16 protein-coding genes are annotated in these 20,212 nt (G+C 39.3%); 12 read left to right on the top strand and 4 right to left on the bottom strand.

Going from position 1 to position 20,212, the window contains the following annotated elements; all coding sequences use genetic code 11:
- The first annotated feature begins 7 nt into the window (after positions 1-7).
- Together HDE70_RS09265 and HDE70_RS09260 are read left to right on the top strand one after the other, a co-directional pair.
- Positions 8-1,261 carry a sensor histidine kinase gene (locus HDE70_RS09265; protein WP_183889532.1) on the top strand — a complete coding sequence of 418 codons (1,254 nt, stop codon included), beginning with the start codon at positions 8-10 and terminating at the stop codon, positions 1,259-1,261.
- Between the two features lie 92 nt (positions 1,262-1,353).
- A complete protein-coding gene (locus HDE70_RS09260; protein WP_183889530.1) occupies positions 1,354-2,538 on the top strand; it encodes an aspartate aminotransferase family protein in 1,185 nt (394 codons plus the stop codon).
- 2 nt (positions 2,539-2,540) lie between these two features.
- On the opposite strand, the gene HDE70_RS09255 is transcribed toward HDE70_RS09260, so the two are convergent.
- Entirely contained in the window at positions 2,541-2,906 is a 366-nt protein-coding gene (locus HDE70_RS09255) for a PleD family two-component system response regulator (protein ID WP_183867068.1), read from the bottom strand.
- Positions 2,907-3,115: 209 nt separating this feature from the next.
- Here HDE70_RS09255 and cls point away from each other — a divergent pair, with 209 nt between their 5' ends.
- Positions 3,116-4,576 carry a cardiolipin synthase gene (gene cls / locus HDE70_RS09250; RefSeq protein ID WP_183889528.1) on the top strand — a complete coding sequence of 487 codons (1,461 nt, stop codon included), beginning with the start codon at positions 3,116-3,118 and terminating at the stop codon, positions 4,574-4,576.
- A 15-nt stretch (positions 4,577-4,591) separates the two neighbouring features.
- Here cls and HDE70_RS09245 read toward each other — a convergent pair whose 3' ends face one another.
- Positions 4,592-4,792, bottom strand: a complete 201-nt coding sequence (locus HDE70_RS09245) for a DUF3606 domain-containing protein (RefSeq protein WP_221270626.1) — start codon at positions 4,790-4,792, stop codon at positions 4,592-4,594.
- A 220-nt stretch (positions 4,793-5,012) separates the two neighbouring features.
- On the opposite strand from HDE70_RS09245, the gene HDE70_RS09240 reads away from it, so the two are divergent.
- The 9 genes from HDE70_RS09240 to HDE70_RS09200 all read left to right on the top strand — a co-directional run bounded on the left by HDE70_RS09240 (position 5,013) and on the right by HDE70_RS09200 (position 18,387).
- On the top strand, positions 5,013-6,608 hold the full coding sequence (locus HDE70_RS09240) for a tetratricopeptide repeat protein (RefSeq protein WP_183867070.1): 1,596 nt from the start codon (positions 5,013-5,015) through the stop codon (positions 6,606-6,608).
- A 282-nt stretch (positions 6,609-6,890) separates the two neighbouring features.
- Entirely contained in the window at positions 6,891-9,653 is a 2,763-nt protein-coding gene (locus tag HDE70_RS09235) for a TonB-dependent receptor (RefSeq protein ID WP_183889526.1), read from the top strand.
- 19 nt (positions 9,654-9,672) lie between these two features.
- On the top strand, positions 9,673-10,935 hold the full coding sequence (locus HDE70_RS09230) for a right-handed parallel beta-helix repeat-containing protein (RefSeq protein ID WP_183867072.1): 1,263 nt from the start codon (positions 9,673-9,675) through the stop codon (positions 10,933-10,935).
- A gap of 22 nt (positions 10,936-10,957) precedes the next feature.
- Positions 10,958-12,046, top strand: a complete 1,089-nt coding sequence (locus HDE70_RS09225; protein ID WP_183889524.1) for a phytase — start codon at positions 10,958-10,960, stop codon at positions 12,044-12,046.
- Position 12,047: 1 nt separating this feature from the next.
- Positions 12,048-13,439, top strand: a complete 1,392-nt coding sequence (locus HDE70_RS09220; RefSeq protein WP_221302026.1) for a purple acid phosphatase family protein — start codon at positions 12,048-12,050, stop codon at positions 13,437-13,439.
- The gene (locus tag HDE70_RS09215) at positions 13,426-15,249 is read left to right on the top strand and encodes a cytochrome c peroxidase (protein WP_221302025.1); all 1,824 of its coding nucleotides are present in this window, start codon (positions 13,426-13,428) and stop codon (positions 15,247-15,249) included. Before HDE70_RS09220 ends, HDE70_RS09215 begins: the two co-directional genes overlap by 14 nt.
- Before the next feature lie 66 nt (positions 15,250-15,315).
- Positions 15,316-16,107, top strand: coding sequence for a M12 family metallopeptidase (locus HDE70_RS09210; RefSeq protein WP_183867074.1), 792 nt, complete (start codon positions 15,316-15,318; stop codon positions 16,105-16,107).
- A gap of 178 nt (positions 16,108-16,285) precedes the next feature.
- A complete protein-coding gene (locus tag HDE70_RS09205; RefSeq protein ID WP_183867075.1) occupies positions 16,286-17,077 on the top strand; it encodes a M12 family metallopeptidase in 792 nt (263 codons plus the stop codon).
- 137 nt (positions 17,078-17,214) lie between these two features.
- The gene (locus HDE70_RS09200) at positions 17,215-18,387 is read left to right on the top strand and encodes an esterase-like activity of phytase family protein (RefSeq protein WP_183889522.1); all 1,173 of its coding nucleotides are present in this window, start codon (positions 17,215-17,217) and stop codon (positions 18,385-18,387) included.
- 25 nt (positions 18,388-18,412) lie between these two features.
- On the opposite strand, the gene HDE70_RS09195 is transcribed toward HDE70_RS09200, so the two are convergent.
- Both HDE70_RS09195 and dinB read right to left on the bottom strand, forming a co-directional pair.
- Positions 18,413-18,988 carry a pentapeptide repeat-containing protein gene (locus HDE70_RS09195; RefSeq protein WP_183867077.1) on the bottom strand — a complete coding sequence of 192 codons (576 nt, stop codon included), beginning with the start codon at positions 18,986-18,988 and terminating at the stop codon, positions 18,413-18,415.
- Positions 18,989-19,048: 60 nt separating this feature from the next.
- Entirely contained in the window at positions 19,049-20,182 is a 1,134-nt protein-coding gene (gene dinB, locus HDE70_RS09190; RefSeq protein ID WP_260160209.1) for a DNA polymerase IV, read from the bottom strand.
- Positions 20,183-20,212 lie beyond the last annotated feature (30 nt).

Raw genomic sequence — 20,212 nt, 5'->3', positions numbered from 1 at the left:
AAGAAGGATGAGATTAGCACAAAAATATAACAGGGTAAATCTCTTCACTTCACTCATCATATTGGTGTTAAGCGGGGCTATTTATTATTTTGCTATCCACTATATCTTAACCAATAAGCTGGACAACGACCTTAAAATTGAAGAAGAAGAAATTCTGGCCAGTGTCCGTGAATATCATAAACTGCCTTTGCCCAGTGACTTTAAAGATCAGAAGGTAACCTATCATGAATTAAAAAAAGGGGATACCACAGACAGGGGCTTTAGTAATACCTGGTACTATAATCCGGAGGAAAAAGAAACAGAACCAGGACGCAGCCTGAATACATCGGTTAAACTTGGTGAAAAAGATTACGCAGTCACTATCACCAAATCCAGTCTGGAAGCAGAAGATCTGGTAAGGCTTATTTTTCTGATTACCCTCGGGATAATTGTATTGTTACTGATTAGTTTGACAGTAGTTAATCGATTTGTCCTCAGTAGCTTGTGGCGTCCATTTTATGAGATGCTTAAACAACTCAAAGCCTTTAATCTGGCTGATAAAAATGAGTTTTCAGTGCAGCATACTCAGATTGATGAATTTCAGGAATTAAATCAATCCGTGATTTCTATGTCTTCCAGGGTCAGACAAGACTACAAAGAACTGAAAAGTTTTACCGATAATGCTTCGCATGAAATGATGACCCCTTTAGCAGTCATTAACTCTAAACTTGATACACTGATCCAAACAGAATCGTTAACAGATAAACAGGGAGAATTGATCGAGGATGTTTATCTGGCGGTCAATAAATTATCCCGGCTCAATCAATCGTTGTTATTACTGGCCAAAATTGAGAATAACCTGATTAAGGATGAGGAAGATATAGCACTGGATGTTTTACTGGCGCAAAAGCTTCGCCAATTCAATGAACTATTTATTGCCAATGAGATTGAAGTGGAAAAGTACCTGGAGCCCCAGCAGTTACATATGAGTAAATATCTGGCAGATATTCTGCTGAATAACCTGATCAACAATGCCATCAGGCATAACAAGCAGCATGGAAAAATAAAAATAGCGCTGCAAACCGGGTTGCTTACCATCTCCAATACCGGATCACAAAAAGCACTGAATGGTCATAGTGTGTTTGAAAGGTTTTATAAAGATGCTTCTTCTGAAGGGACCGGGCTGGGACTAGCCATTACCAGTCAAATCTGCAATCTTTATCAGTATAAGCTGAGTTACAGCTACCAGGCAGAGCACCATATATTTAGCCTGAAATTCTAAACGCCTTACCGATTTTTACAAGGAAAAGATCTTCTTTTCCTTAGAGCCTGTTTAAATTATAAGTAGTTTTACCGCAAAATTCAGAAAATCCAATGATCAGTCACAAAGAACTTTTTTTACGTAATAACGCCCAAACATCTACCAGTCCGAATATGCTTGAAGTTGACCATGCAGAGGGAATGTATTTGTATGATTTAAACGGGAAAAGTTATATGGATCTTGTTTCTGGATTTGCAGTCAGCAATATTGGACATAGAAATCCAAAAGTACTGGATGCGATCAGAGCACAACTGGATAAATACCTTCACCTTACTGTTTATGGTGAATTTGTACAATCTCCGATGGTCAGGTTTGCAGAAAAACTGATCAGTGTGCTGCCTTCAAAGCTGAATAACGTATACTTTGTCAATTCGGGAACGGAAGCCACAGAAGGAGCGCTAAAATTAGCGAAGCGTTATACTGGAAGGTCCGAAATTATTTCCTGTCATCATGCCTATCATGGCAGTACACACGGTGCTTTAAGCGTAATGGGCAATGAACACTTTAAACAGAAATACCGTCCTTTGCTGCCTGATGTTCGTTTTATAACCTATGGCAAAGAAGAAGACCTGGAGCTGATCACTAAAAATACAGCCTGTGTGATTATGGAGACGGTACAGGGAGAGGCAGGAATCAGGGTAGCTTCTAAAACTTATATGCAAAAACTAAGGAATAAATGTACTGCGACTGGTACTCTACTTATTCTGGATGAAATACAAGCCGCGTTTGGCCGTACAGGAAAACTCTTCGCTTTTGAACATTATGATATTGTACCAGACATCCTGCTGCTGGCCAAAGCATTGGGAGGCGGAATGCCAATTGGGGCATTTATCGCTAACAGGGAAGTGATGGGGGTGCTCAAAGAAAATCCTATTCTTGGGCATATTACTACTTTTGGCGGACATCCGGTATCGAGCGTAGCCGGTCTGGCAAGTCTGGAAGTTATCCTGGAAGAAAATCTGGTAGCTGGTGTAGCTGCAAAAGGGGAATTATTTAAAACATTACTCGTTCACCAGCTCATCCGTGAGGTTAGGGGTAAGGGATTAATGATGAGTATTCAACTGGACAGTTTTGAGCAAGTAGAAAAAGTAAGCCAGCTTTGTGCCGCTGATGGTATTATTATAGACTGGTTTTTACATTGTGAAACAGCCTTAAGGGTTGCTCCTCCATTAATTATCACTGAAGAAGAGATCAGGAAAGCCTGCTCCACAATTTTAAAAGCGCTGGACGCATTGTAAATTTAAGAAGCCAGCTGAAAATAGACTTTATCAATCAGATCACCAATATTAAATGGTTTTGGTAAAAAATCGTCCGGGCCAAACTCCGTATCTATGATCATTTCGGGACGGAGCTGCCCTGAAATAAGGATGATAGGGATATGTTGCAGTGCCTGGTTTTCTTTGATTGACCTGCAAATTTCCCTGCCATCAAATCCATCTAATTCGACATCCATCAGAATTAAATCAGGGCTTTCCCTTTCAATTTTCTTTAGGGCATCCTGGCCGGTTGAAAAGGTAATTAAATCCCAATCTACAAAATCAAGTAATGACTCCATTGCAGTAAGTACCTCCTGATCGTCATCAAATATTAAAATTTTCTTATTCATTGGTTATGAGTTTCGTTAATTGAAAATTATACCACCAATTTTATGCCAAGGTTTGCTTTTTTCAGATGAAATAGCCAAATACTCAATCTGTTGATACTGAATGACTACTATTTATTTTTGTCCACCTTAAAATGTAAATCTGTGGACAGCAGAATTAAATCTTTGGTTACATTTGGGGAATATGCTTTACGCTATCTTTTTAAAATAATATGCAAGAAATCAGCTGGATACTCTTATTGGAAATTGTTTATACTCTGGTTGTTATCGCAACCTGTCTGCGCATTATTTATGATACCAATTCAACCAGTAAAACCCTGGCTTACCTGATGCTAACTGTTTTTTTTCCAGTATTGGGGATTATCATCTATTTCTGCGTGGGAACCAATTACCGCAAGCGAAAACTATACAGCAAAAAGATCGTTAAGAATGAACTGATGCAACGTCACATTGAAAAGCAGATTTTAAAAGAATCTGAAAAGACATGGAACAGCGTGCCTGTTGAACTCCTGAAATATCAGAAATTGGTTAAACTCCTTTTGAATGATGGATTGAGTAACCTGACCGGAAATAATAAAGTGGAGATCTTAAAAAATGGGGAAGAGAAATTTCCTGCGGTACTGGAAGCTTTAAAACAGGCAAAACATCACATCCATATTGAATATTATATTTATGAAGATGATGAAATAGGCAATGCGATCAAAGATATTTTAATGGAGAAATCAAGGGCAGGAGTGCAGGTACGTTTAATCTATGACGATTTTGGCAGCAGCAGCATCCGTAAAAAGGTTGTTCCCGAATTGATTGATGCGGGAGTACAGGCCTATCCATTTTATAAGATCTTGTTTATTGCACTAGCCAACCGGATTAATTACAGAAATCACCGCAAAATCATTGTCATTGACGGAAATATTGCATTTACGGGCGGAATTAATGTCAGTGACCGTTATATCAATAGTCCAAAACGCCCAAATCAGCTTTATTGGAGGGATACGCATTTAAAAATAACAGGTCCAGGGATCTATTATCTCCAGTACCTGTTTATCTGTGACTGGAATTTTTGTGCAGATGAAGAACTTGTTCCGCAAAAAGATTTCTTCTCGGCCTCCCAGGAAAACGGTGAAAATGCGGTGATGCAGATTGCTGCAAGCGGACCTGACTCAGACAATCCTACCATTCTGTTTTCATTAATACAGGCGATAGGGATGGCAGAGAAAGAAATTTTAATCACGACACCTTATTTTATTCCGGGCGAAAGTTTACTGGATGCACTTGTTGTGGCGGCACTGAGTGGCGTAAAAGTAGTTTTATTGGTTCCCGGAGTATCGGATTCAAGAATGGTTTCTGCCGCAGGGAAGTCTTATTATGGCGATCTGATGAGCGCAGGGGTAGAGATTTATGAATATCAGAAAGGTTTTATCCATGCGAAAACAATGGTGTCAGATCAGCAATTATCTGTAATTGGAACCGCCAATATGGACAATAGAAGTTTCGAACTGAACTTTGAGGTGAACAGTGTCATTTACGATAGTCATACCGCTCAGGAAATGACAAAAATATTCTATCAGGATCTGAAAGATGCGATACAGATTAATCCTGAAGAGTGGGAAAAAAGACCTTTATATAAACAGTTTCCTGAAAAGTTAAGTCGTCTGTTTTCTCCTTTAATGTAATGGAGCGCCTTTTTATTAAGCGTATTTAGTTCTGATATATTTTTCTACTTCGTCAGCGACAGCACTGTCTGATTCTTTTACTGCGCGCTTTAATAATTCTGGTGTTACACCAAATCTTTTAGACCAATATTCAATCTCGTAATATTCTTGTAAGTCGATCAATTTGTTTTCCGGCATATTCGTTTCGTTCTGATCGTAATAGGTGTGTCTGAGCATATAATCTGTGTTAAATAGTTTTAGTATGGAATGTATATCAATACCTATGCCTAAATTTAAATCTTTTATTTCTTATTTTGTACAATTAATGTTATCATGTTATTAAACAAAACCTAACATTTCAGTATTCATTACCATTGGCTTAACATTGTATTAACACTAGAAGGCTTCCTTTGCAGGGGCCGGATCTCCAATCAAGCGGCTGTTTAATTGTTCTCCAATGATAGCTGTCAATTGCAAATTATATCTTAAAACCTCGATTTTACTATTCATCTGTTTATTTCATCTGAGCAAAGCTGAGGCAAAATCAGGTCCTGAACAAGAACTTAAACATACTTTAGCGCTGAGTAACCGTTTCCCGGATTCTGCATTTATCCAGCTGAAAAAGCTTTATCATCAGGCGCTGATAGACAATAACAAGAAGATTATTGGAATGTGCTTGCAGCAGATGGGGAAAATATGTTACGCCCAGGGGCATTATGCGCAATCTCTGGAATACCATCAGCAAGCAGATAAGTTATTCAAACAGCTTAGCGAACAAGACTTACTGGCTGATAATCTGAATGATATGGGAGTAGTCTATGAGCAGAACTTCAATAAAAAGTCTTCCAGAAAGCAGTATGATCAGGCGTTGAAGCTTTATAAAATGACGCATAATCATATAGGATTAGGAGAGACTTACGGACATATTGGTCATTTGTATGAGAAAGAACAGCGTTATGATAGTGCTTTTTATTATCAGCGGCATGCTTTAAAAGAGTACCAGCTGGCAGGATATAAACAGGGAGAAGCTAAAATCTATGAGAACCTGGGGAGTATTCACGAAGATCTGGTTCGTTATGATTCCGCGAAATATTACTTCGATGCATCTCTGAAATTATACAAAGCCGTAAACAACGAAGTTTCCAGTATTGAAGTGATCAATAATCTGGGTGATATTTTTCGTAAAACTGGTGATTATAAACAAGGGTTGAAATATACAAGGACTGCTTTAAGTTTGTCCATCGCTACCAAAAATGAATATCAGCAGGCTTCTGCCTACCGGGATATTGCTAAATCCTATAACCTGACCGGACAAAATGATAGTGCCTATTATTATATGGAACTGAGCCGTAAACATGTGCTCCACCTGTATTCTGATGAAAGTAATAAGCAAATGTCCTTTTTACAGATCATCTATAATATAGATAAGAAAAACGATGAAATTGCCGCTTTGGAAAACAGCAAAAAGGTAAACCTGATTATCAGTATAGCAGTAGTTGTGGTTATTCTGCTGCTGATTGTCATGGGCATACTGACGATCTCCCGTCAGCGGCTGAAGCTGAGGGAAAACAAGGCCATCGCAGAAAAAAATGAGCAGCTTAACCAGGCGCAGCAGGAACAATTAGAGCTTAAAAGCAGGGAGCTCACTACGCATACTTTACAAGTGATACAGCATAATAATTTTCTGGATAGTTTACGTACCAAGCTCGATGAGATGATCAAAGAAGATAAACGGGATCAGAAAAAGCAATTGCAGCAATTGGTCAGACAATTAAACCAGAATATCAATCATGACCAGCAGTGGAAAGATTTTACCCAGGTATTCGAACAATTGCACCAGTCATTTTTTGATAACCTTAAGGCGCATTGCGAAGAACTGACTGTAAATGATATCCGGTTAATCGCCCTGCTAAAAATGAATATGAGTTCCAAAGACATGGCCGTAATCTTCGGTATTTCTCAGGATAGCCTGAGAGTAGCCAGGTACCGGCTGCGAAAAAAACTGAATATCGGTCAGGGAGATAATTTAAGCACCTTCATTCAGACAATTTGATTTGCTTAAGAACGGGATCGGATCTGACTACAAAAATCAAATTTCGGCTATTAACAATTCCTTAATGTTACGCTAACTGAATGATAACGGCGGCTTTGTTCTTTTTAATTATATGAAAATCAATTGGTTATGATAGGTGTGTATACGCTGTATGCGCTTTGTATACAGTCCGGTTCACGGTGTTTACATTTTGTACACGGTGATTTTTAGTCTGCTGAGAAATGATAACACACTTTTGTCACAGCGAAAAAACAACACGCTCACAAACAAACAATTTGAACAATGAAATTAATTTTACAAACGATTCTTTGCTTATTCTTAAGCATAGCGGTGGCAAAAGCCGGTAACATTAAAGGACATGTGTACGACCATCGGACCGGGGAAGCCTTGATTGGTGCTTCGGTTAAGCTGGAAAACACAACACAAACAACCCAGACAGGTTTGGACGGTTCTTTCGAGTTCAAACACGTGAAGGCAGGAACTTTTACTATTAAGGTTTCTTATATCAGTTATAAAAGCTTTACCAAACAGATTGAAGTAGACAAGGAACATAATCCTTCGCTTAATGTGTATCTGAGTGAAGACAATACCAATGACCTGAGTGAAATTGTGATTGCAGCTAAACAGGAAGGTTCTACAGAACGTACAGCCAGAAAAATAGAGCAGAAATCTATGCAGGTGATGAATGTGGTTTCTGGAAGGGCAATGGAAATTTCCCCGGATTTAACGGTAGCCAATGCCATACAAAGGGTGTCGGGCGTAACCATTGAAAGAAGCAATAATGGAGACGGGCAATATGCTATTCTTCGCGGAATGGACAAAAGGTATAACTATACTTTGGTAAATGGTATCAAAATACCAAGTCCTGATAACAAATTCAGATATGTACCTCTGGATATTTTTCCTTCAGAATTACTGGAGCGTTTGGAAGTTTATAAGTCATTGACACCAAATATGGAAGGTGATGCCGTGGGTGGTGTGGTTAATATGGTCATGAAAGATGCACCTTCTAAATTGCAAGTGAATGCAAATTTGGCTACAGGTTACAGCCAGATGCTTTTTGACCGTAAATTTCTTGCTTTTGATGCAGGTGCAATCAATTCGAAATCTCCTTATGAAAATAATGGCAGAGCTTATGAAGCTAAAGCAGCCGATTTTTCCAAAGGAACAGTGGATTACAAAGCAAAACAGGCAGATCCTAACCTGGTAGGTGGTATTTCTATTGGACAACGCTTTTTAAATAACAAACTGGGCGTATTAATTGCAGGCAGTTATCAGAATACATACCGTGGTACAAACAGTACTTTCTTTAACTCAACTGTTGCAGAAACAGATAAGTTTTCAAGAATTACTTCTATGGCCGAAAGACAGTTTAGCGAACAGCAGAAACGTTACGGATTACACGGTAAAATAGATTATAATTTTAATGATAGAAATAAACTGTCGCTGGTTAACTCTTATGTGAACCTGACCAGTATACAGACACGTGATCAGATCACAACAAATTTCTCTACTTCAGAATACAATGCAGCAACAGGGAGCGCAGAGATCTCTTATGCAACGCGTTCAAGATATACAGAGCAGCAAATTTATAACAGCACTTTGCATGGTGAACATATACTGATTCCGAAGAAATTAAAAGTACAATGGTCAGCAGTTTACTCTACGGCTAAAAATGATATTCCGGATGAAACAACGATCACGTTAAACGGAACACGCAGAAATTTTCTGGATAACCGGACCACAGCTAAAGAAAGTGATCACAGATGGTCAAGAAACACAGATGAAGACAAAGCGGGTTATCTGGACATTACTTATACGGCAGATATTGCAGGTACAAAAGTTGATTTTACAGGTGGCGGGCTTTACAGAGATAAACAAAGAGGCAGTTTCTATAATAACTACGTCCTTTATCCATTAAACAGAGCAGGCTTATACGGAACTGATTTCATGAACTATACAGACATTAACTGGGAGGTTCAGAATCCAAAAGGGGCAGTAGCCAATCCATTGACTTATGATGCTTCTGAAAAAACTACAGCTGGATATGGAATGTTCAATTTTAAAATCGCGAAACTGGAAGTAATCGGCGGGGCAAGAGTAGAGCATACCAATCAAGGATACAACCTGTTATTTCCTGCGGGAGAGTCAAATCCGGCTGGTAGCCAGGTCTATACAGACCTGCTTCCAAGTCTGAACCTGAAATATGGCCTGAGTAAAAATGAAAACTTAAGAGCAACTTATTTCCGCTCTCTGAACCGTCCTGGATTTTATGAGATTGTGCCTTCAAAAACTGTGACTGAAGAATATCAGGAACGTGGTAATCCGGATTTGAAACGTGCTATTGCTGATAACTTTGATTTACGTTATGAATTGTTCCCGAACAACACTGATCAGTTATTGGCAGGTGCGTTTTATAAGAACATCAAAGATCCGATTGAATATACTATACAGGCAGATGCGACCAGGGGACAGGATCAGTATTATACACCTGGTAATTTTGGAACGGCTAAAAATTACGGTTTAGAAGTAGATTATATCAAGTTCTTCAATAAAATAGGGATTAAAGCTAATTACACTTATACACATTCCAGAATCACTACCGATAAAAGCAGCAGGATCAGAACTGAAAGTGGTGATCTTAAATTAATTAATGTAGAGCAAAGCAGGCCTTTGTTCGGTCAGTCTGCACATACCGGAAATCTATCTTTGATTTATAAAGACAGTAAACATGGCTGGGATGCGCAACTGGCAGGATCTTATACAGGTGAAAGAATCAATACGATCTCTCAGTTTGTGGACAATGATTTATGGCAAAAAGGATTCATCCAAATGGATGCTTCTGTAGAGAAGAAATTCAAGAATAACATCAGTGTTTTTATTAAAGCTGGAAACTTGCTGAATACACCTAACGAGTTATTTATCAAAGGTAAAAACAGTTTAAATGCAGACTTGCCAAAACAAAAAGAAGGAGGCAATGAAACCCTGATCCGAAAAGATTTTTACGAACAAACTTACCTGATAGGCTTACGCTATAAGTTATAAACGAATTATATAAAAGTATATGAAACTAAATAGATTATTCATAGTAGCAGCCTTAATGGCTGCACTATTTACGAGCTGTAAAAAAGCGAATATAGATGTAGATACGACACCGATTGCACAAAATGGAAATGGTGTTTCGGGTGAAGTATTTGGGATATGGACTAAAGGAAGTGTAGTCCGGGTAACTGGAGACATTATTGTTCCTGCAACTAAAACTTTAACTATCGAAGAGGGTGTAACGGTGATCATGGATACGGTCGCCAAACCAGAATTTATCGTTCTGGGGAATTTATACTCCATGGGAAGTGCTGCAAATCCGGTTAAAATCACAGTAGAAGAGAATTATAGAACTGCTGCGAATAAATTTGGTAAGCTTTGGGGCGGTATCCTTGCTGCACCAAGTTGTACAGAATTATTACTGGATAACACGACAATTGAATATGGTGGCGGTGCAACTACAGAAGCTTCAACGTCTGTGAAAATGGGCTTATACAAAGCTAAAAGTGGTGAAAATACACCGGCATTATGGTTTTCAAATGTAAAAGGTAAACTGGTCGTGACTAACAGTACTTTCAGGTATTTCAGAGATGATTGTACTTATATAGAAGGTGGAAAGATTATCTTTTCAAATAACAGGTTCTATAGCACTGGTTTAGTAGGTGGTGAGGGAATTAATATCAAATCTGGATGTTTGGCCGATATCAGTTATAACCTGTTTTACGCAACCAATACCAATGCACTTAAACTTTCCAATGTTGGTGATCGTACCCCGCAGGCACACGTAGTGGCTTATAACAATACGATGTTGAACACCGGCTGGAGAAGACCAACTGCAAAAGGTGGATCTGTATGGTTAGAATCTACGGTATTTGCAGAACTTTATAATAATTTATTCGCTAATACCCGTTTCGGAATTAAAAGAGATCTGAAACTTCCGGAAGATAAACGTTCAATTTTCAAAAATTCTTTATATTATGGATACAGCCAGGCTACAGTTGATCAGTTTCAGCCAAAGACTGATATTGTTGGCGGAACAAATGATGTGATTGGTAAAGTGGCAGGGGAGAACGATCCGAAATTTGTGAATTACCCACTCAATACTGCTACGGATAACCCAACATTAAATGAAAGCTGGGACTTCCATTTAATGCCAGGTTCAGCAGCATTGAATAAAGGAACAGTAGCCTTTGTCCGTAATTTCCCGGATGGATTAACCGTTAACGGAATCCTTTATCCTTCACCAGCACCATCTGTCAATATCGGCGCATTTGGATTAAAATAATCAGCCTTAAGCAAATCAATTTATGTTAAGATACCCTACAAAATTTCTTTTGCTTGCCCTGCCGGTTTTAGCGGCAGGCTGCAATCAGAAAATTACCCATACTACGGCGGTTGCTGTAGATACTGCAATAGTTCAACCTGTAATCATCTCAGAGCAAGTACAATTCGATTCTGATGACCCTGCAATCTGGGTTAATCCTCAGGATGCTTCAAAAAGCCTGGTCATTGGTACAGACAAAGCAACTGAAGGCGGATTATATGTTTTTAACTTACAAGGTAAGATCCAGCATAACCTGGTTGTCAAAGGTCTTAAACGGCCGAACAATGTGGATGTTGCTTATGGCCTGAAGCTCAATGGTAAAGCGACTGATATCGCCATTACTACAGAGCGTTTTACCCATAAACTCCGGATATTTTCTTTGCCTGACCTGAAGCCGGTCGACAATGGAGGCCTTCCGGTATTTGAAGGAGAAACAGCACCCGAATTCAGAGATCTGATGGGGATTTCTATTTATACCAGCAAAGCAGGAAAGATGTATGCGATTGTTGGCCGTAAAACGGGGCCTAAAGACGGTACTTATCTATGGCAATACCTGTTAACTGATGATGGAACAGGTCACGTTAAAGCAGAACTGGTTAGAAAGTTTGGTCAGTACAGCGGTAAAAAGGAAATTGAAGCCATTGCAGTAGATAATGAACTGGGCTATATTTATTACTCAGATGAACAATTCGGTGTACGTCAATATTATGCCGATCCTGAAAAGGGAAATGAACAACTGGCATTATTTGCGACCACAGGTTTTAAAGAAGATCATGAAGGTATTTCTATTTATAAGACCTCAGCTAATGAAGGTTATATTTTAGTGTCAGATCAGGGGGCAAACCAATTTCATATCTTTAACAGAGCAGGTACAGCCAAAAATCCTTATGCACATGAACTTTTGAAAATAGTAAAAGTAAGTGCAAATCATAGTGATGGGTCAGAGGTAGTTAATGTTCCACTGAATGAGACTTTTAAACATGGTTTATTTGTAGTCATGAGTGATGACAAGACCTTCCATTATTACCGTTGGGAAGATATAGCAGGTAAAAAACTTAAAATCAACCGATAGAATGCTTAAAAAATCAGTATTGTTATTTTTCTCCTGTGCGCTGAGTGTGATGCTCTGCGCACAGGTAAAACAAAAAGGTGCGGCAACCGAACCTGTCAGGCTAATCCGAGGGCCTTATTTACAAGTGGCCAGCAGTACAGAGATACTAATCCGCTGGAGAACTGATGTTTCTGCCAGAAGTAAAGTGCGGTATGGAACAAGCCCGTCCAAACTTGATCAGGCTGCTGAAGATCTTACGCTATTAACTGAGCATCGTGTACAGTTGAAAGGATTGAAGCCTGCTACCCGTTATTATTATTCAATTGGTGGCCTTAAAGATACTTTACAAGGCAATCAGGATAACTACTTTACTACTTTACCTGAACCGGGTAAAGTTGGACATTACCGCATTGCTGCTTTGGGGGATTGCGGGGACAATTCTATTAATCAGCGCAAGGTAAAAGAACAAGTACTTAAATATACGGGTGATAAAGATCTGACTGCTTGGATTTTATTGGGGGATAATGCTTATTCTGATGGAACAGATTCAGAATTTCAGAGTAAGTTTTTCAATATTTATAAAGACGATCTGCTGAAAAAATATCCTTTGTTCCCAACGCCAGGAAATCATGATTACCATGATACTGATCTTACGGAAAAACATGCACAGGAAACTCATGAGACTGCTTATTACCAGAATTTCTCTATGCCTGTTAACGGAGAATCAGGTGGTGTGCCTTCGCATACACAGGCCTTTTACTCTTTTGACATTGGAAACATACATTTCCTTTCTCTGGACTCTTATGGAAAAGAAGACCGTACCTACCGTTTATATGATACTTTAGGCCCGCAGGTGCAATGGATTAAAAAAGATCTGGCAGCCAATAAAAACAAAGGCTGGGTTGTCGCTTTCTGGCATCACCCGCCTTATACTATGGGTTCACATAATTCTGATCAGGAAGAAGAACTGGTTAAAATCAGGGAAAATTTTATCCGTATTATGGAGCGTGAAGGAGTAGATCTTGTATTGAACGGTCATAGTCATGATTATGAACGCAGCAGAATGATGAAAGGGCATTATGGGCCTGCGAATACCTTTGATGCTAAAAAACATAACCTGAGTACTTCTTCAGGAAAAAATGATGGAAGCCCGGATTCAGCGCCTTATCGGAAAGATCCCGCACATAACCAGGGGACTGTTTATGTAGTGAGTGGTTCTGCTGGTAAACTGGGGGGTAAACAAGCAACCTATCCGCACAATGCGATGTATTTTTCTGATGCAGAACATGGCGGTGCAAGTGTTTTAGAAATAGAAGGTAACCGTTTAGAACTGAAATGGGTTTGTGCCGATGGAGAAATCCGCGATCAGTTTACGATCATTAAGAAAGTTGCCGGAGCCCATGTACCGAAATAAACTGAAGCTTGTTATCCAGTTTTTATTATTTATTACCTGTCTGTCTGTTGTTTTAGGCTTAAAAAAATCAACAGACACTACAGGATTAATTCCTTTAGTAGAGGAAATTAAAGTCAATTTCAAGCTATTTGCACAAAGTACAAATGAGCTGCAAAAGGCAGTTACAGCATTGAATGAAAATCCTCAAAGCATTACCCGTGCTAAAAACGCTTTAAAAAATAGCCGCCTGGCTTATAAAAGAGTCGCCTTTTTCATGGACTACTTTTTCCAGAGTTCTTCGCTGATTTATAATAAACCCGCAAAAGTAGAGGTAGAAGAGCCTTATATGGAATATCAGGAGCCTTCGGGATTCCAGGTGATAGAAGCCCTGTTATTCGAAGCTCAGCCTCTGATGCATCAAAAAGAATTAGTTGCACAGGCAGAGCTGCTCACAAGTTCCTCTTCAGATTTACCAGCTTTACTGTATGGTTTTACTGCAACTGATAAACAGCTATTGGAAAGTTTACGTTTAGAGTTAGTTAGGGTGATAACCTTAAGTATTACTGGATATGATGCGCCTGAATTGAAAAGTGGGATAATGGAGGCAGAACAGAGTGTCCGTGCTGTTCAAAAAGCCCTTTTACCTTTGCTGAATCGAGCAGATCCCGTATCGCTTTCCCTGCTTCAAGGTTTGAATAAGACAGTGGCTTATTTACATCAGCATCCGGATTTTGACAGTTTTGACCGGATGGAATTTTTAACAGTTTATGCATTGCCTTTACAAGAACAGTTATCAGGGTTTATCAGGATTTCAAAAGCTGATCTGAATACCCAAAGTGCACTGAATTATAAGGCTAAACATATTTTTAGCCGGGACGCTATCCCTTTGAACGTATTTCCCGGAGCAGTAAAAACGGATGCTAAAATGGTTGCTTTGGGGAAAAAGCTCTTTCTGGAAAATGCACTGTCAGGCAATTTGAAAAGGAATTGCGGCAGTTGTCATCGTCCGGATCAGTATTTTAACGAGCCATTGAAAACCAGCGTGGCTTTTGATGGTAAAAGCAATGTTCCGCGCAATGCACCAACCTTATTGTATGCGGGCTTTCAATATAGCCAGTTTTGGGATGGTCGTGTCAAAAGTCTGCAAGAACAGGTCAAAGCGGTGATTGCTAATCCACAGGAGATGAATGGAGAACATCAGGTGATCATGGAAAGAATCAGCAGGTCAGCAGCTTATCAGCGTGATTTTAAAGGTTCATTTCCATTGTTAAAAGGAAATTTAATCCATATAGATGCAATAGCGACTGCATTGGCGGCCTATGTACAAAGTCTTGCACCCCGCAACTCAGCTTTTGACCGGTATATAAATGGCGACCGCCGGGCTATGAATGCCAGGCAATTGAAAGGCTTTAATCTGTTTATGGGGAAGGGGCAATGTGGTAGTTGTCATTTCGCCCCGCTTTTCAACGGACTGATCCCTCCTTATTATAAACTCACTGAATATGAGGTTCTTGGGGCTCCTGAGAATGCTGATTTTAAATACCCGAAACAAGATCATGACCGGGGCAGGTATAACTTTTTCCCAATCAGTTATTATGAGGCTGCATTTAAAACCCCTACCGTACGCAATATTGAAAAGACTGCTCCTTATATGCACAATGGCGCATTTAAGGATTTGTACCAGGTGGTGGATTTCTATAATAAAGGGGGCGGAGCAGGTTTAGGACTTAACCTGTCTGGGCAAACGCTTTCTGCTAAACCTTTAAATCTTACGGAAATAGAAATGAAAAACATAGTGACTTTTATGAAATCATTAACGGATAATCTATAATAGTATATAATTTTAGAATTATTTTTTCATAAATTGCTTTACATCTATTCAACTAAATCTATTTTTATGAAAAACAAATTTCTATTGTTCAGTACTGCCGTGCTGTTCTGCCTGACTAGCTGTAAGAAAAATGCTGAGAATTCAGCGCCAATCGGGAACGATCAAAAAGTACAGGAAACCGGATTACATCAGGATTTTACCTGCGAAATGAAACAACCGGCCCCGGGCGGCCCGGTAACAGAGGCTAATGGCCCGGCAAATAAATTATGGGCTAACGGGAGTACTATTAAAGTGAAGTTTATTGGTGGTTCAACCATCGTTCGTAACAAAGTTATACAATATGCTAAAAGCTGGGAAGCTTCTGCTAATATTACTTTTTCATTTGTTGCAGACAATGCAGCAGCTGATATTAAAGTTGGATTTGCAAGCGGAGGCTCCTGGTCTTACATTGGTACAACTTCTAAACAGTATTCACCGTCAATGAATTATGGCTGGTTTACTGATGCAACAAGTGACACAGAATTCAGAAGAACAATTACACATGAATTTGGTCACGCTTTGGGGCTTAACCATGAGCAGTCTCACCCTGATGCTAATATCCCATGGAATACACAGGCAGTTTATAATTACTATATGGGGCCACCAAATAACTGGTCCAAAGCACAGGTTGACTTTAACGTATTAAGTGTAGAATCAAGAACAGGGTTAAACTATACTGCCTATGATCCGACTTCAATTATGCATTATGCGGTACAGGCTCAATTTACTACTAACAATACAACTATCGCAGCCAATAACACTACAATTTCAGCGAAAGATGTTTTATATATGAAAACTTACTACCCAGGCAGAAGTTAACTGATAAATAACAGCATTTAGCTTGAAGTGGCGCTCAATCAATTGAGCGCCACTTTTTTTCTAAATATTACAGAACAATTCGATTTGAAACAAAATATTAAGAGAAATGTCAAATATTGTTTTGTAATAAAAATATTATTCATAAATTGCTGTTACCTATACAACTAAACCTATTACCATGAAAAACAAATTTTTACTGATCAGTACAGCTATGCTGTTCTGCCTGACCAGCTGTAAGAAAAATGCTGAGAATTCAGCGCCAGTTCAAGACGATCAAAAGGTTCAGGAAACCGGATTACACACCGGCTTTACCTGCCAGATGAAAGTGCCTGTGCACACTGGCCCTCAAACAGAGGCGAACGGCCCCGCAAATCAACTTTGGACAAATGGAAGTACCATTAAAGTGAAATTTATTGGTGGATCAACTTATGTCCGCAGCAAAGTAAAACAGTATGCTAAAACCTGGGAAACTTCTGCAAACATTACCTTTTCATTTGTTGCAGACAACGCAGCGGCTGATATTAAAATTGCTTTTGCCAATGACGGTTCGTGGTCATATGTAGGCAAGGAGTCTAAAAACTACTCACCTTCAATGAATTATGGCTGGTTTAATGACAGCACCAGCGACACAGAATTCAGAAGAACAGTTACACATGAGTTTGGTCACGCTTTAGGACTTAACCATGAGCAGTCTCATCCTGATGCTAATATTCCATGGAATACGCAGGCGGTATATGATTACTACATGGGACCTCCTAATAACTGGTCTAAAGCAGATGTAGATTTCAACGTGTTAGCCGTAGAATCAAGAACAGGCTTAAATTACACTGCCTATGATTCTTCATCAATTATGCATTACCCGGTTGAAGCTCGTTTTACAACTAACAACAAAACTATTGCAGCTAATAACACGACTATCTCTGCAAAAGATGTGTTATATATGAAGACTTACTATCCAGGAAGGAGCTAATAAGTATGAGTTAATCAATTAATTGTTATTTTTAAAAAAGGGTGCTTATTTGATAAGCATCCTTTTTTATTTTGGTTCTCAACGTATATTAGCGGCGTTTTAGTGGAGACAATAAAATTTCCATTTATCCAATTGCTATGTTAAAACGTGAAAAGTGCTCCAAAATAGCCTTTGCCTTACTAATTGCCTTAATTTTAGGCAGTTGTTCAGTGACTAAAAATGTAATTCCCAAACAGCAGGTATTATCTTCAGTGCGTAGTTTGAAGTATATCAATACTTATGTTTTTCCACATAACCAGCAATTTGAAGGGACCACAGTTGGTGGTTTATCTGCCATAGATTTTGATCCGGTAAAACAGGTTTATTATCTGATCAGCGATGACCGGTCAGCGATCAATCCGGCCAGGTTTTATACAGCGAAAATCTCCCTTTCTGCTACTGGAATCAATAATGTCAGTATGATAGCCGTGAATACGCTTTATCAGCAGGATGGTTCTGCGTATCCCAAACTCAGTAAAGGGGCCACCCGGACTACAGATCCGGAAGCCATGCGTTACAATGGCGCAACCAGGCACTTGTATTGGACAAGTGAGGGGGACCGGGTAATGAAAGCAGGGGACACCGTAATGATTGATCCAACTATCAATATTATTGCGACCAATGGGAAATATGTGGATTCTATTCCTTTGCCGGATAATCTGAGAATGCAGCGTATAGAAAGCGGCCCCAGAAGAAACGGGGTTTTAGAAGGACTTACTTTTGCAGATAATTTCAGGACTTTATATGTAAACCTGGAAGAACCTTTGTATCAGGATGGGCCGCGTGCAGAGGTAGGTGTCAGAAATAATGCCTTTGTCAGAATTTACCAGTTTGATTTAAAGACTAAAAAGAATACCGGGCAATATGCTTACGAGCTGGAGCCGGTGGCTTTACCGCCATTAAAAGCAGATGGGGAATATGTTAATGGGATTCCTGACATCCTTTGGCTGGGTAACCACCGTATGCTGGTTACTGAACGTTCTTATTCTGAAGGGCAGAAAGGAACTTCTATTAAAGTATTCCTGGCAGAGCTGAAGGGGGCAACAAATATTTTAACGACAAAATCTCTGAAAGAAAACCCGGCAAGTCATCCTGTAAAAAAGAAGATGCTTTTAAACATGGATGACCTGGGCATTTATATAGATAATATTGAAGGGGCAACTATAGGGCCTGTTTTGCCAAATGGACATCAGACTTTAATTTTTGTAGCAGATAATAACTTCAATGAGAAGGAGCAGAATCAGTTCATGTTGTTTGAGGTAATTCCTTAAGTAGCTTGTTTTTTCAGAAGAATTGTTATGCTTTGATATCGATATCATACTTCGTTAAAAGTCCGGTTATTCCGGCCATAGAGAATTTAGCCTTTTTGATTCTGTTCAATTCAGGATCAAGCGTATAGTTATAAGCAGTAATGAAATCGGCTTTTTCCAGTATGGTATTTTCAAATGTTGTACTGTTGAGGTCGCAGTTGTTAAAAACAGAACTGCTTAAATCGGCCTCGGTAAAATCTGCCTGGTGAATCCTGGAATCCTTAAAGGTTGTTTTTTTAAGCTTTACCTGGTAAAAGGAGCAATGATCTAAGGTGCAGTTGTTAAAAGTCAGCTCCAGGCCAAATTCATTACAACTGTCAAAAGACAGACCTAATAACTTACTGTCTTTAAATTTAATCCCCCGTAAAGCTGTTTTTGTCAGCTTGGCCAGGCTCAGGTTACAACCTGAAAAGTCGCATTCCAGGAAAACGAAGCTTGAAAGGTCGGCATTGGAGAAATCGCAGTTTTTGAAAGTACAATATTCATATTCGCCTTTTTCCAGCGGATTTACTTTAAAGTCTATCTTTTCAAATGTTTTTTCTTCTATGAATACCTGTGCCATATAATTGATTTTCTTTTTATTGAGTGATTAATTTGCAAATTAAAACATAATCTGCAAAAGCTAGAATAATTCCAGCTGATCTGGATCTGTAAATTTGCCAGAGTTAACTGGCGTTCCAAAATTACTTAGGGTAATACCCAGCAAACGGATTTTCCGGTCTTCAGTTTCTACTTTAAGCAGCAGTTCTTTTGCTGAAGTAATAATAGTCGCATAATCAGAGACCCCGGCAGAAAATGATACGTTTCTGGTGAGCTGTTTAAAATCGTCAAACTTGATTTTAAGTGTTAGGGTTTTTCCTTTTAGCCTGTTCTTCTCTAATCTTTCTGCTACTTTTTCGGCAATGAGTTCGAGTTCTGCAACCAGTTCTTCTGTGGATATGAGGTCTTTTCCAAAAGTATCTTCTACACTCAGCGATTTGGTTAAACGATGGGGTTGTACCGGGCGGTCATCAATCCCTCTTACTATTTTATAATAGAATTTGCCTGTTTTGCCGAATTTCCGGATCAGCTCCTGTTCAGACAGCTTTTTAAGATCTGCTCCGGTATACAGGCCCATCTTCTTCATTTTATCCGCTGTAACTTTACCTACACCGAAGAATTTTTCTACGGGTAACTGTTCCATAAAAGCATTGATCTTAGAGGGGCCAATAAAGGTCAGCCCGTCTGGTTTGTTCATATCTGAAGCAATCTTGGCTACAAATTTATTGCTGGAAACCCCGGCTGAAGCTGAAAGGTTAAGCTCGTTTTTAATCGCATCTTTTATTTGTTTAGCAATTTCAAGCGCAGAGCCGATATTTAATTTATCCGTAGTGACATCTAAAAAAGCTTCATCCAATGAAAGTGGCTCAATCAGATCTGTATAACGTCTGAAGATCTCCCTAATACTGACCGATACACTTTTATAAGCATCAAACCTGGGGTAGACGAATATGGCATGTGGGCAGAGTTGTATGGCTTTACGGGACGACATGGCCGAATGGATGCCAAATTCCCGCGCTTCATAACTCGCCGTCGCTACTACGCCACGACCATCAGGAGAGCCGCCTACTACAATAGGTTTACCTCTGTATTCGGGGAAATCACGCTGCTCTACGGTCGCATAAAATGCGTCCATATCGATATGAATTATTTTTCTTTGAAGCGTTTTTTCTGCTGGATCTGACATCGTTAATTCTGGTTCGGTAAATCTCCCCATTATCTCCGGTTTTTTTGTCAAATTCTCCTT

It is taken from the genome of Pedobacter cryoconitis (genome assembly GCF_014200595.1).
Lineage (GTDB): Bacteria > Bacteroidota > Bacteroidia > Sphingobacteriales > Sphingobacteriaceae > Pedobacter > Pedobacter cryoconitis_C.
This window is presented reverse-complemented; position numbering and strand designations above follow the sequence as displayed.

What these genes read in the sequence shown, in the direction of transcription:
- HDE70_RS09265 (WP_183889532.1), top strand. Translation starts at nt 8, where the DNA reads ATGAGATTAGCACAAAAATATAACAGGGTAAATCTCTTCACTTCACTC.
- HDE70_RS09260 (WP_183889530.1), top strand. Translation starts at nt 1,354, where the DNA reads ATGATCAGTCACAAAGAACTTTTTTTACGTAATAACGCCCAAACATCT.
- HDE70_RS09255 (WP_183867068.1), bottom strand. Translation starts at nt 2,906, where the DNA reads ATGAATAAGAAAATTTTAATATTTGATGACGATCAGGAGGTACTTACT.
- cls (WP_183889528.1), top strand. Translation starts at nt 3,116, where the DNA reads ATGCAAGAAATCAGCTGGATACTCTTATTGGAAATTGTTTATACTCTG.
- HDE70_RS09245 (WP_221270626.1), bottom strand. Translation starts at nt 4,792, where the DNA reads ATGCTCAGACACACCTATTACGATCAGAACGAAACGAATATGCCGGAA.
- HDE70_RS09240 (WP_183867070.1), top strand. Translation starts at nt 5,013, where the DNA reads ATGATAGCTGTCAATTGCAAATTATATCTTAAAACCTCGATTTTACTA.
- HDE70_RS09235 (WP_183889526.1), top strand. Translation starts at nt 6,891, where the DNA reads ATGAAATTAATTTTACAAACGATTCTTTGCTTATTCTTAAGCATAGCG.
- HDE70_RS09230 (WP_183867072.1), top strand. Translation starts at nt 9,673, where the DNA reads ATGAAACTAAATAGATTATTCATAGTAGCAGCCTTAATGGCTGCACTA.
- HDE70_RS09225 (WP_183889524.1), top strand. Translation starts at nt 10,958, where the DNA reads ATGTTAAGATACCCTACAAAATTTCTTTTGCTTGCCCTGCCGGTTTTA.
- HDE70_RS09220 (WP_221302026.1), top strand. Translation starts at nt 12,048, where the DNA reads ATGCTTAAAAAATCAGTATTGTTATTTTTCTCCTGTGCGCTGAGTGTG.
- HDE70_RS09215 (WP_221302025.1), top strand. Translation starts at nt 13,426, where the DNA reads ATGTACCGAAATAAACTGAAGCTTGTTATCCAGTTTTTATTATTTATT.
- HDE70_RS09210 (WP_183867074.1), top strand. Translation starts at nt 15,316, where the DNA reads ATGAAAAACAAATTTCTATTGTTCAGTACTGCCGTGCTGTTCTGCCTG.
- HDE70_RS09205 (WP_183867075.1), top strand. Translation starts at nt 16,286, where the DNA reads ATGAAAAACAAATTTTTACTGATCAGTACAGCTATGCTGTTCTGCCTG.
- HDE70_RS09200 (WP_183889522.1), top strand. Translation starts at nt 17,215, where the DNA reads ATGTTAAAACGTGAAAAGTGCTCCAAAATAGCCTTTGCCTTACTAATT.
- HDE70_RS09195 (WP_183867077.1), bottom strand. Translation starts at nt 18,988, where the DNA reads ATGGCACAGGTATTCATAGAAGAAAAAACATTTGAAAAGATAGACTTT.
- dinB (WP_260160209.1), bottom strand. Translation starts at nt 20,182, where the DNA reads ATGGGGAGATTTACCGAACCAGAATTAACGATGTCAGATCCAGCAGAA.